The 13,490-nt window shown below is 60.1% G+C and carries 7 protein-coding genes; 1 reads left to right on the plus strand and 6 read right to left on the minus strand.

Annotated features, from left to right (window positions below):
- Positions 1 to 287: 287 nt before the first annotated feature.
- Positions 288 to 6,632 (plus strand): retention module-containing protein, encoded by a 6,345-nt coding sequence (locus PSH65_RS07775; protein ID WP_305425655.1) that lies wholly within the window; start codon positions 288 to 290, stop codon positions 6,630 to 6,632.
- Positions 6,633 to 6,800: 168 nt separating this feature from the next.
- Here PSH65_RS07775 and PSH65_RS07780 read toward each other — a convergent pair whose 3' ends face one another.
- From PSH65_RS07780 to PSH65_RS07805, 6 genes are all read right to left on the minus strand, one after another.
- A complete protein-coding gene (locus PSH65_RS07780) occupies positions 6,801 to 7,160 on the minus strand; it encodes a DUF6124 family protein (protein WP_305425656.1) in 360 nt (119 codons plus the stop codon).
- A 351-nt stretch (positions 7,161 to 7,511) separates the two neighbouring features.
- Positions 7,512 to 7,799 (minus strand): hypothetical protein, encoded by a 288-nt coding sequence (locus tag PSH65_RS07785; protein ID WP_305427087.1) that lies wholly within the window; start codon positions 7,797 to 7,799, stop codon positions 7,512 to 7,514.
- 130 nt (positions 7,800 to 7,929) lie between these two features.
- Positions 7,930 to 10,341 (minus strand): Ig-like domain-containing protein, encoded by a 2,412-nt coding sequence (locus PSH65_RS07790; RefSeq protein WP_305425657.1) that lies wholly within the window; start codon positions 10,339 to 10,341, stop codon positions 7,930 to 7,932.
- A 239-nt stretch (positions 10,342 to 10,580) separates the two neighbouring features.
- The gene (gene xopAW, locus PSH65_RS07795) at positions 10,581 to 11,429 is read right to left on the minus strand and encodes an EF-hand domain-containing protein (protein WP_305425659.1); all 849 of its coding nucleotides are present in this window, start codon (positions 11,427 to 11,429) and stop codon (positions 10,581 to 10,583) included.
- A gap of 238 nt (positions 11,430 to 11,667) precedes the next feature.
- On the minus strand, positions 11,668 to 12,720 hold the full coding sequence (locus tag PSH65_RS07800; protein WP_305425660.1) for a HAMP domain-containing sensor histidine kinase: 1,053 nt from the start codon (positions 12,718 to 12,720) through the stop codon (positions 11,668 to 11,670).
- Positions 12,720 to 13,478 carry a response regulator gene (locus PSH65_RS07805; protein WP_223484365.1) on the minus strand — a complete coding sequence of 253 codons (759 nt, stop codon included), beginning with the start codon at positions 13,476 to 13,478 and terminating at the stop codon, positions 12,720 to 12,722. Before PSH65_RS07805 ends, PSH65_RS07800 begins: the two co-directional genes overlap by 1 nt.
- Between the last annotated feature and the right edge of the window lie 12 nt (positions 13,479 to 13,490).

Consider the following 13,490-nt stretch of genomic DNA (forward strand, 5'->3'; position numbering starts at 1 on the left):
TACGCATCGTTCGCAGGCCGGTTATTTGGAAGTGGGCCCCGATGCCATTGATTGCAGAGGGTTTTATCCCGATCCAGAAATCTCCCTCGCGAGTGACATGCCTGGCGAGAGCGTCGGGAGGCAGCGGTTTACGTCAGGTAAACGCTTTCTCGGTAAACAATCCGCCTAGGCAACCTGCCTGAACCATGAGCACGTCTTCGCGCAAACAGGATGCCGACAGCAGTTGGCAGCGGAGGAAATGCACATGGCAACGTATCGTCAGTAAGGTCATCGGTCAGGTGTAGGCAGTGGCGGGTGATGGCACCCGACGCACTCTGGTCGAGGGCGATCGGCTGTTTGCCGGCGAGCAACTGGTCACCGGGGCCGAAGGCGCGGTGGCGGTGCATCTGCAAAACGGCCAGGAGCTGACCCTGGGGCGTGATAGCAGCCTGCAGATGACGAGCCAATTACTGGCGCATCAGGTCCCGCACGTGGAGGCCGCCGATGCGGTGACGCCGAGCCAGGCGCAACTGACCGATGTCGAGCAACTGCAAAAAGCCATTGCCGCCGGCGCCGACCCGACCCAGACCGGTGAAGCCACCGCCGCCGGGCCGGGCGCAACGGGCGCGCCGGGTGGATTGGGCGGCGGTCATAGTTTTGTGTTGCTGGAGGAAGTGGGGGGCCGGGTCGACCCCACGATTGGTTTCCCCACCGCGGGCTTCAACGGTATTCCCGAATTCCTCCTGGAACGCCGGGACCCGGACAACGGCGACAACGGTGCAGGTGGCGCGGGGGGGACAGGCGCGCCGAATAACCCGGTCACCCTCATTGGCCTGTCGGTGGCGGGAGGCGAACTGACCCTCAATGAAGCCCACCTGGCGGACGGTTCGGCCAGCAACCCCGGAGCGCTGATTCAAAACGGCACCTTCACAGTCATTGCGGCTGACGGGCTGAACAGTCTGAGCATCGGCGGGATCAACGTGATCAGTGGCGGTGTGGCTGTCGGTTTCCCGCAGTCGATCACCACTCAACTGGGCAACACCCTGACGATCACCGGCTACAACCCGGCCACCGGCGTGGTGAGTTACAGCTACACCCTGGTCGGCAACGAAATCCACGCGGCTGGTGACGGTGCCAACAACCTCAGCGAACAGTTCACCGTGGTCGCGAGTGACAGCAACGGCGATACCGCCACCGGTTCGCTGGACGTCAACATCACCGACGATGTGCCCAAAGCCATCGGCGACACCAACGCCAATACCGGCTCGGAAACCCTGCTGACCCTGACCGGCAGCGTGCTGCCCAATGACCTCCAGGGCGCCGACCGCATTGCCACCGGCCCCGACAGCGGGCCGATCATCGGCGGCACGTTCAACGGGACTTACGGCACACTGGTGCTCAACGCCAATGGCACGTACACCTACACCCTGAACACCAGCGACGCCGACTTCAAAGCCCTGAACGGTGGTGGCAACGCTACCGAGAGTTTCGTCTACACCCTCACCGATTCCGATGGCGATACCAGCACCGCGACGCTGGTGCTGAATATCCAGAACAGCGATGACCCAGTGACCCTCGATGGTCTGAATGTCGAAGGCGGGGAGCTGACGGTTTATGAGAAAAACCTCAGCGACGGCACCAGCCCCAACACACCGGCCTTGACCCAGAGCGGCACCTTCACTGTCACCGCCCTCGACGGTTTGCAAACCCTGACCGTGGGCGGCATCGCGGTGGTCACCAGCGGTGTGGCCGCGGGCTTCCCGCAATCGATTGTCACTGCGCTCGGCAATACGCTGACCATCACCGGTTTCAACAGCACGACCGGCGTGGTCAGCTACAGCTACACCCTGACGGATAATGAAACTCACCCGAACGCCAACGGCGCCAACAGCATCACCGAGAACCTCAATGTCGTCGCCACCGACGTCGACGGCAGCACGGCATTGGGTCAGATCAACGTCAACATCGTCGATGACTTGCCCACAGCCCATCCTGATCTCGCCACGATAGCCGAGGGCGCAACGGCCTCGGGCAACGTGCTGAACAATGACGTGGGTGGCGCCGACGGCCCGGCGCTCAGTGGCGCGGTGGTCGGCGTGCGCGCCGGCAGTGACACGTCGACTTCAGCCATCGGCGGCTTGAATACGCAAATCAACGGCACCTACGGCTACCTGACTCTGGATGCCAACGGTAACGCCGTGTACCACAGCAATCCGAACTCGGTCAGCGCACCGGGCGCCACGGACGTGTTCACCTACACCGTGCGTGATGCCGATGGCGATGAAAGCACCACGACCATCACCGTCAACGTGGCCGACTGCACCCTTGTAGCGGCCAGCGATAGCGACGTGACGGTTCACGAAAAAGCCCTGGATTTGACCAAGGACGGCCAGGACCTGGCAGTGGGCACAGTCACCGGCAGCGAGCCTGGTAACCCAGGTGAAACCGCCTCCGGAACGTTGGTCGGCTCGGTCACCGGCACCACGGGCGCGATCACTTACACCCTGGTCGGCAGCGCCACCGGAACCTACGGGCAGATCCTGCTCAACCCCGACGGTTCCTACACCTACACCCTGACTTCCGCGCCAGCGACCACGCCCAGCGCGAACAACGGGCCGAACACCCTGAGCGAAAGTTTCACCTATCAAGCGACCGATCCCTTGGGCAACAGCGTCACCAGTACCATCGTGATCAACATCGTCGATGACGTCCCCATTGCTCACGCCGATGCCGTCTCGGTGGTGGAGGGCGGTACGGTCAGCGGGAATGTGTTGGGCAATGATGTGCTGGGTGCTGACGGCCCTGCGTCGGGTGGTGCAGTGGTCGGCGTGCGCGCCGGCAGCGACACTTCGACTTCAGCCATTGGCGGCCTGAACACGCAAATCAACGGTACCTACGGCTACCTGACTCTGGATGCCAACGGCAACGCCGTGTACCACAGCAATCCGAACTCGGTCAGCGCGCCGGGCGCCACGGACGTGTTCACCTACACCGTGCGTGATGCCGATGGCGATGAAAGCACCACGACCATTACCATCGACGTGGCCAACTGCTCCCTCGTCGTGGCTCCCGATACCGACGTGACGGTTCAGGAAAAAGCCCTGGATTTGACCAAGGATGGACAGGACCTGGCGGCGGGTACGGTTACCGGCAGTGAGCCTGGCAATACCGGCGAAACTGCCAGCGGCACCTTGGTCGGTTCCGTCACCGGCGCCACTGGCGTGATCACTTACACGTTGGTCGGTAGCACCACCGGGACCTATGGGCAAATCCTGCTCAACCCGGATGGCAGTTACACCTACACCCTGACGTCCGCACCAGCGACCACGCCCCATGCCAACGACGGACCGAACACCCTGAGCGAAAGTTTCACCTATCAGGCCACCGATTCTCTAGGCAACAGCGTCACCAGTACCATCGTGATCAACATCGTCGATGACGTGCCGACTGCTTACTGCGATTCAGTCGCGGTGGTGGAGGGCGGGACAGTCAGCGGTAATGTACTGGACAACGATGTGCTCGGTGCTGACGGCCCCGCATTGGGAGGTGCGGTGGTCGGCGTGCGCGCCGGCAGCGACACCTCGACCTCGGCCATCGGCGGTTTGAACACGCAAATCAACGGCACCTACGGCTACCTGACGCTGGATGCCAACGGCAACGCCGTGTACCACAGCAACCCGAACTCGGTCGGCGAGCCGGGCGCCACGGATGTATTCACCTACACTGTGCGCGATGCTGATGGCGATGAAAGCACCACGACCCTGACCATCGACGTGTCCAACAACTGCCTCGTAACGGTCACCGATACCGACGTGACCGTCTACGAAAAAGCCCTGGATTTGACTCGGGACGGCCAGGACCTGGCAGCAGGCACGGTCACTGGCAGCGAGCCGGGCAACACCGGTGAAACCGGCTCCGGGACGCTGGTCGGTGCGGTCACCGGCGCCAGCGGCGCGATCACCTACACCCTGGTCGGCAGCGCCACCGGAACCTACGGGCAGATCCTGCTCAACCCCGACGGCAGCTACACCTACACCCTGACCTCGGCGCCGAAAACTTCGCCCAACGCCAACGACGGCGCGAATACGCTGAACGAAAGCTTCACCTATACCGCCACCGATGCCGTGGGCAACAGCACCACCGGCACCCTTGTGGTCAGCATCGTCGATGACGTGCCGTCTAACGCCGTCGCCTCGGACCGTTCGGTGCCCGCGGTGCAGATCGACTCCAACCTGCTGCTGGTGATCGACGTGTCCGGGAGCATGGACGACCCCTCCGGCGTATCGGGCCTGTCGCGGCTGGACCTGGCCAAGCAGGCGATCAGCGCACTGCTCGACAAGTACGACAATCTGGGCGACGTGAAGGTGCAGATCGTCACCTTCAGCAGCAGCGCCACGGACCAGACGTCGATCTGGGTCGATGTGGCGACGGCCAAGTCGATTATCGCGACGTTGACGGCGGACGGCGGGACCAACTACGACGCGGCCGTAGCGACCATGCAAAGTGCGTTCAACACCACGGGCAAACTCATCGGGGCGCAGAACGTCGGCTACTTCTTCTCCGATGGCAAACCCAACGAAGGCGACATCGGCCCCGCGGACGAGACCGCCCTCAAAGCCTTCCTCGACGCCAATGGCATCAAGAACTACGCCATCGGCCTGGGCAGCGGTGTCAGTAACGACAGCCTCGATCCAGTGGCCTATGACGGCAGTACGCACACCGACACCAATGCCGTGGTGGTGACCGACCTCAATCAACTCAACTCGATACTCTCGGGCACCGTGCAAGGCGCGCCGGTTACCGGCTCGCTGCTGGGCGAGGGCGAGGGCGGTACGTTCGGTGCCGATGGTGGCTTCATTAAAACCATCACCGTCGATGGCACCACTTATACCTATGACCCCAAAGGCAACAGCAACCAGGGTTCGCTGAGCTTCAGCGGCGGCACCAACCACGGCACCTTCAACACCGCCAACAACACCTTGAGTATCGCCACCGACAACAGCGGCACGCTGCTGGTGAACCTCGACACCGGCGAGTACACCTACACCTCGCAGACAACCACAGCCGTGGCGATCAGCGAAAACATCGGCTTTACCGCCAGCGACAACGACGGCGATCTGGCCAGCTCCACCCTGGTGATCAACGTGATTCCGAACACGCCACCGGTGGCGGTCGATGACCACGTCATCACCAACGTGCTGTCGGGCAGCATTGTGCTGCCGGGGGAATTGCTGCTGGCCAACGACACCGACATCAATGGCGACCCGCTCACCGCATCGCCTACCACCTTCAATACCGGGTGGCTGATCAAGGGCGCGGACTTTACCGGCACCAACCCGAACTTCAGCTTCACCGGAAATAACGTCCAGGCAGTGACCATCGCCCGCAGTGCATTCGTCGCCAACACCGCAGCCATGACGGCAGTATTGGTGGTCAGCGGAGCACTGGGGTCGGTCAACGCTAACAATACCAATGATGAGGACCGGATCACCGTCAACCTCAAACAGGGTGAAACCCTCAACCTGGACCACAACCTGGCGGCCGGTCATATCACCATGGAGTACTCGGTCAACGGGGGTGCTTATGTTGCTCTCGCTGACGGCCAGACCCTGACCGCCACGGCGGACGGCACGTACCAGATCCACCTCACCAACATTGACGACGGTGGTCCGGGCAACAGCGGCAAGGGCGCGGAAAACTACCAGCTGACCATGACCATCAACTACGCCGGAGCCCAAGCCAGCACCCCGGACTTCCACGGCAGCTACACCGCCAACGACAACCACGGTGGCAGCGACTCGGCCAATGTGACCATCAGCTATCAGGATGGCCATACGCTGACCGGCACTTCCGGCGACGACGTACTGGTGGCGGGCGCTGGCAACAACGTCATCAATGCCGGCGACGGCAATGATGTGCTCACCGCAGGGTCAGGCAATAACGAAATGCACGGCGGCGCCGGCAATGACTTGCTGTTCAGCGGAGCGGGCAATGACCTGCTCGACGGCGGCACCGGCAACGACACCGCGAGCTATGCGCACGCCACCGCCGGGGTCACTGTCGATCTGGGGCTGCTTACCGCGCAGAACACCCTTGGCGCGGGCACCGACACCTTGACCGGCATCGAAAACCTCACCGGCTCAAATTTCAACGACAGCCTCATGGGTGACAACAACAGCAACATCATCAACGGCGGTTTGGGTAACGATGTGCTCAACGGCGGGGGCGGTGACGACTTCCTTATCGGTGGCCTGGGCAACAACACCCTCACCGGCGGCAGCGGCACCGACACCGACACCTTCCAGTGGCTCAAGGGCAACAGCGGCCACGACGTCATCACCGACTTCACCCCAGGCACCGACAAACTCGACCTGTCGCAACTGCTGCAAGGCGAAAACGGCACTGCGGCGTCACTGGATGACTACCTGCACTTCACCGTCAGCGGCAGTGGTGCGTCGGTGATTACCAGCATCGACGTCAGCGCCATGGCCGGCGCCACGCCGAACCAGACCATCGACCTGGCGGGGGTGAACCTGGCCAGCCATTACGGTGTAACGCCGGGGGCGGGTGGGGTGATTGCCGGCGGCGCGGATACGGCGACGATCATCAACGGCATGCTCAATGATCATTCGTTGAAGGTGGATACCGTGTGATCTGAAACGACAAAACCCGCCATTTCTGTGAGAAGGAATGGCGGGTTGATCGTTCCCACGCTCTGCGTGGGAATGCCTCAACGGACGCTCTGCGTTCGGCTCTGGAAGGGACGCGGAGCGTCCCGGGCTGCATTCCCACGCAGAGCGTGGGAACGATCAGTGCGTCTGTTAGCCCTGCGGGTCGAGATTATCCAGCACCCGATTCACCGCCAACTCCCCCAGCATGACCACCGATTGAATCCCCAGCATCATGTTGCGCTGTGGGATGTCCATCAACCCGGCGAATTCACTGAGCATCACGCTGGCTGAGGCCAGGGATTCGCAGGCGTTGACCAGCAGGGTTTCGTTATCGACCTTGGCGCCGACGTGGTAAATGGTGCTGGGTTTGCGCTTGGTGTCTTTGGGGGTGGGTGGTTTGAGGTAGTGATCGAGGGCGCGGTCGGCGGCTTCGTTGAGTTTTTTCGAATCGAGGGATTCGTAGGGGGATGTTGGATCGGTTTCAGGGGGGTTGGGTGTGGCTTTGAACATGGTGAAGCTCCTTGATGAGTGGAGCTACCGCCGTTCGCGGTCAAACGAACAAGGTGGCAGCTGTACGCGGGTTGACCGACCGGACATCAAGGAATCCGGCACACCCGAAGGTGTCCCACGCACAGCCACCGCGACACGATATTTCAGACATGCCTGAAATAGGTCTTGGACGCTGGCGCGCCTTGATTTATTCGGACGGTCAAATCCGATCGCTGATTCGTCAGCGACCCGGAAACGATAGGGCCCGACACCAAGACACACAAGCCGGCGGATTCTGGCGCAGCTGTAGGCAGCGCCGCAAGGTTGTGTAGCCTGAGAGAGTTTCTGGAGATGTCGATTAAACATCTTTGTTTATTGATCACTCAGGCCCTGGTTCAGGCGGAGCGAACGGTAAATAAATACGTCCCCTTTTCGCTGTGTTCGCCGCCATATCGCGGTTGAGCACAATCTCATGGAGCTGCCGAAGGATGCGATCTTTTGATCTACAAACCCTGTGTCCACGGCACATCTGAAGCTTTGCGGAACGAGGTTATCCAGCATCCTGTTCACCGCCAGTTCACCCAACATGACGGACTGTTGAATACCGAGCAGGGTATGGTACTGCGGGCAGTTCAGCAGCCCCGCGAAATCGCTCAACATGACCTCGCTGACGCCTCGCTTCAAGGAACCCGGCGCACCGAAGTGCCCCACGTATAGCCGCCATAGACCAATTGACGAAACTGTCGATTGGTCTATGGCGACACTGACGAGCCTTGATTTTACTCTCGTTTCAGTTTCTCGGTACGAGCGCAATAATCCCTCGGCGTGTTGTATCTGTGTCACTAGGGCCATATGTCGAAAGCCGATACATGTTTTCGACCGCCGACCTTACATAACCTAACGCTCCATTTGAGTTGTATATGTAATAATTTGAGGCGTCAAAGTTTAATAGGGTATGAGTGGGATTTACTAATGAGTTATTAAGCAGTGTTGAGATAATTTGAGCAATAGGTGCGCCTCCTATTGATCTAATGTATGCAAGAGCTTCTGGACCCGTTCTCGTTTGGTTATGCTCGACTTTAAGGTCATATGTCTCAACCACCTGGACAATGTAACTGGAGGTTTGTTTGGTCTCATCAGTGACAGTGATGGTCGCGGATCCATTCCTCAAACCGGTGACTGTTCCGGTCGACGAATTGACCTGCGCTACTAGGGGGGCGGATGAACTATAGCTGTAAGGAGGATTGCCCTGGCTGGGGGTTCGTGTCCGGCTGTAATTTGGGCGAGGGTGCATAGTGAAGGTCGGATGAAAAAGTTTGTAACCGGACATACGTATCCCACTTGTCTCCATGACTAGCTTGATCTTGAAGGCTGTAATATAGCTCCGCACCGGAAAACTCACCGCTGTCGACTCATTAGACATACGATCAAAATTCACTTTGAAAGTGATCTTCACACTGCTGTAATTCTTAAGTTTGCCAAACCATTCTAAGGGAATAGGGGAACTTAGCCCTGACGCGGAAGAATACTCAGTTCCGCTAAAAACCACTACTTCAGTCGCATTGCCGTTCTTGTCGATCCCGTCATACCGCAACCAGATAAATTGCCCGACCTCCTGTCCTAGCCATTGCGCGATAGTCAGCGCATCTGTCGCAACCAGCTCCGAAACATCCAGTTCCTGCCCGGTTCGCCCGGCGATCACCGGTGTAGGCAAGCGCGCATCCCCATCCGCAATCTTCAACACACTCAGCTTCAGTACCGGCGACTTGCCAATCTGTGCGTCGTTTCGGTTCAAATTCCACCGCAGCTCAATATCCTTCCCTTGGCGCTCAGCTAGAAACGCCGGGGTCAGAATAGTATTGGTGCGTTTGTTACTGTTGAACGCCACCAGTGGAAATTGCGGCGAACCTGCAGGCGGATTAAGCTCCACCAACCGAGCCCTGTCCCCTTCCAGCGCCCCTAAGTGTTCAATGCGCACCGTCACCCCCTTCGGATAGGCCAACGGATCAATCGGGCTCACCGCAGGCGCCACCGGAAACGGCGGTAGCAAATCAACACTTGCTCTGCCGATGACCTCGACAGTGGTAATTTTGGACGTGGCGAAAACAGCCCCGTTTCTGACCTGCTCATATTTCACCCGCACAACGCTCTCCGCAATCACCTTGGCATTGGGCACCATCAGCTTGTAGGTGAATGGAGTCCGCGCAACATCCATTTCAACTGTGTGCTCCACGACAGCTCCGCTGAGCAGGGTGGCGCTGTAACTCACGCGGATTTTGTCATTGGACTGCCACTGTGGGGCAAAAACATGCACCAGTACCGTCAGGTCTTTCGTACCGAGTTTGCCAAGATCGATAGTGTTTGGGTCATCGCTTGGATCGTCCGGGTCTTCGGCCACATCTGGCTTGACCAGGCGCCTTTCCGCAAGATGCACGTCCACCAGCTCCGCACCTGACCACGGCGAGTCGGTGTCCGGGCCGTTACCCAATTGGTCAGTAACGGTGAAGGAAATTGGGAATTTCGGATTATCCTTGGCTGCCACGAACACGGCTTCCTCGACCATCACGCAAATGGTCGTGGGTTCCGGCGAGGGAATGGCAGGCGCTTCAGCGACAGTGACCGTCCGGTAAACATCCTGGCCGTTTAAGTTCAGCCTGAGGTAGTCATACGGGCGGCAAAAGGGGTATGAACAACAAACCAGCACACCTTGTTTCGCGCGGTCGGCATCGATGCCATCGTCGGTCACATCCTGCGGCAGGATGACTTTCAGTTCGGAGTGAGCCTTGTCGCCAGGGGTGCGGTCTTCCATACCGGGGCGAATGGCGTTGTACAGTAATGTCAGAACCGGTGTTGAGGTGCCGATATTCTGACTGCCGCGGGTGATGGTATAGACGAGTTCATTGAGCCGGTCAGACAGTAACAACCCTTTCGGGAGGTATAACGTGTTGACGGCGTTCTCTTCGCCTCGCTCAATGGGTTTGCTGGCCTTGGTCTCCCCGTTCAACACCAGTGCAATGACATCACCCGGGCGCACCGTGCCGGCGAGCGCCGGGGGGATATCCACTTTCAAGCCCTCGGGCTTGAGGTCATACGCACGTTGCGGCACCCCATAATGGGCACCGACCACGGGCGTGGTTGCTTCGGGAATACTGGGTGGAAACAGTGCGAGTACGGTGATGTCGGGTGATTCGGGCGTGGTCATGTCTGAGGCTCCTGCGTAATGATGACGGGCAGGAGTTATCAGAACGCTTTGCGGAGAAATGCGCACCTGTCAGATCTGACAGGTGGATGCGTGTTTCCGACCGGCGGTGCAACGCTATGAACTCTCGTTTCTGCTGGATACCTCTCAGCCGAGGCCGAAACGACAAAACCCCTCCCAAAGCCCACTGAGCCTGTGGAGAGCAGCGGGCTTTTTGCTGGGGTTTGAGGTTCTATCGCGGCTCAGGTCGCCTCGTTCAGGTATTTGCCCACGGTCGCCACGTTATCGAGCGAGTACTGCTTGCTCAGGTTGGCGATCATTTTGTTCAGGGCTTCGGTCACGTTGAACTGATTGGTGGAGCTATCAGTGTTCTGCTCGCGACCGGCTTGCAGGGCGGTTTTCAGTTCATCGCTGCTGACGCCCCCGCTGCTATCGCTGTCCAGAACCTTGAGCAAGGCGGCGCTGGTGTCGGTGCTGGTCGACGAGGTGCTGTCGCTGGCCAGGGCGCTGCTCAGTTCGGTGGCGGTGACACTGCCGTCGCTGTCGGTATCGAGCTGGCTGAACAGCTCTTCGCTGGACACTTGCTGAGGCGGTGGTGGCGGTGGGGTCAGGCTGGCGACGAGTTCGTCCTGGCTGACGGTGCCGTCTTCGTTCTTGTCCAGGGCCGAGAAGATTTCTGTGCTGTCGGCGGTGCTGCCGGCGCGGGTCAGGCCGTTGCTCAATTCATCGCTGCTGATGGCGCCGTCGCCGTCCGTGTCCAGGGCGCTGATCAGCGCATCGGCCAGTTCGGTGCTCGGCGCCTGATCACGCGGTGGCGGCGGAGGAGGGGCCATTGCGGCCATTTCCTCGCTGCTCAGGCTACCGCTTTCGTCACTGTCCAGGTCGCTGAAGTTTTTGCTCAGGCTGACCAGCAGACCGTCGTCGGTTTTCTGCGACAGGGCGCTCGTGAGCTCGTCCTGATCCACCGCGCCGTCGCTGTTGCTATCGAGTTTGGTGAGCAATTCTTTCTGGAATTGCTGGCTGCGGGCACTGTTGGTGGAGGTGCTGCTGGTGCTGGTATAGCTCGTGTAGTTGCTGACACTACCGATCATGGTGCTCACTCCTTGGAATGGGAAACCGGTGAGTGCACCGGCCTATGCAGCCTCAAGGGGTGAGTTGTCGTGGGTATGTGGGGTTTGTACCGTCCGGTACACAAACACAAATATCAGGCCAGCATCAAATCCTGTGGGAGCGGGCTTGCCCGCGATGAGGCCGGAAAATTCAACATCGATGTTGACTGTCAGACCGCTATCGCGGGCAAGCCCGCTCCCACAGGGGAGTCGTTGTGGTTTAGACACGAGGTAGGCGGATGACCGCCGTCAGGCCGCCACCGGACGTCTCTTCCAGGCTCAACTGCCCACCCAAACGCTCCGCTGCTTCCCGGGCGATGGTCATGCCCAGACCGACGCCGCCGGAGTTGCGATTACGTGAACCTTCCAGGCGAAAGAACGGTTCAAACACCGCTTCACGTTTATCCGCCGCGATACCCGGGCCATGGTCGATGACCCGGATCACCAGTGCCTCGCGGCTGTCTTCAAGCGTGATCAGCGCGTCCCCGGCATAACGCAAGGCGTTATCCAGCAAGTTGTTGATACATGAACGCAAGGCCATCGGCTGAACCTGCAACGGCGCGCAATGGCCGCTGGCCTGAACGTTGGAACCCTGGTCCTGGGCGTTTTCGCTCAGGGATTCCACCAGCGCCTGCACGTCCATCCATTGTGGCGCCTCGCTAGTGCGCTGTTCATGCAGGTAGGTGAGGGTGGAATCGAGCATGCTGATCATGTCGTCCAGGTCCTGACGCATCTGGCCTTGCAGCTTCTCGTCGTCGATCTGTTCCAGTCGCAGCTTGAGTCGCGACAGCGGCGTGCGCAAATCATGGGACACCGCGCCGAGCATGCGCGAACGCTGCTGCACTTGTTCCAGAATGCGTTTTTGCATCAGGTTGAACGTGTGCGCCGCTTGCCGCGCTTCCCGTGGCCCCGACTCATCCAGCGGTGGACTGTCGAGATTTTCACTCAGGCGCTCGGCGGCGTCGCTCAGGCGTTGAATCGGGCGGGTCAGCAGCTTGGCGCCGTACCAGGCGGCGATGATCAGCGAGACAAACTGAAAGGTCAGCGGCACCAGCGGCCCGCCGAACCATGGCCGTGGCGGCCGGTTACCGAAGCGCGAGTCCGGCGGTGGGCGTTGTCCGTCGAAGCGTTCGGAAAATTCCGACGGCGGAGGAGGGGGAGGCGGTGGACCGTAATGCCTGAACCAGAAGAACGCCAACAGGTGCGCCAGTACGATCGCCAGCAGCAGCACGCCAAACAGGCGGCCGAACAGCGTATCGAAGCGCGCACGCATCAGCCGATGTCTCGTGCGTCGAACAGATAACCCTCGCCGCGAACGGTCTTGATCAGTTGTGGGGCTTTTGGGTCATCACCCAGTTTCTGGCGCAGGCGCGAGACGAGCAAATCAATGCTGCGATCGAACGCTTCAATTGAGCGACCGCGGGCGGCGTCCAGCAGTTGTTCGCGGCTAAGTACCCGGCGCGGACGTTCGATGAACACCCAGAGCAAACGGAATTCGGCGTTGGACAACGGCACCACCAGGCCATCGGCGGCGATCAACTGGCGCAGCACGCTGTTGAGGCGCCAGGTGTCGAAGCGAATATTCGCACGCTGTTCGGTGCGGTCGTCGCGCACCCGACGCAGAATGGTCTGAATCCGTGCGACCAGTTCCCGCGGCTCGAATGGCTTGGCCATGTAGTCGTCGGCGCCCAGTTCCAGGCCGATGATCCGGTCGGTGGGTTCGCAGCGGGCGGTGAGCATCAGGATCGGGATGTCCGATTCGGCGCGCAACCAGCGGCACAACGACAAGCCGTCTTCGCCGGGCAGCATCAGGTCGAGCACCACCACGTCGAAGTGCTCGGCTTGCAGGGCCTGACGCATGGCGGCGCCATCGGTGACACCGCTGGCGTGGATACTGAACCGGGCCAGGTAGTCGATCATCAGTTCGCGGATCGGGACGTCATCGTCGACGATCAGGGCGCGAATGCTCCAGCGTTTATCGTCGGCCGGCGCTTTTTGATCGTCGTTCAGAGGTGCTGGGGAGTTGTGCATGCGTGCGTTCAT

Origin of the sequence: Pseudomonas sp. FP603 (assembly GCF_030687415.1) — a bacterium.
GTDB lineage: Bacteria > Pseudomonadota > Gammaproteobacteria > Pseudomonadales > Pseudomonadaceae > Aquipseudomonas > Aquipseudomonas wuhanensis.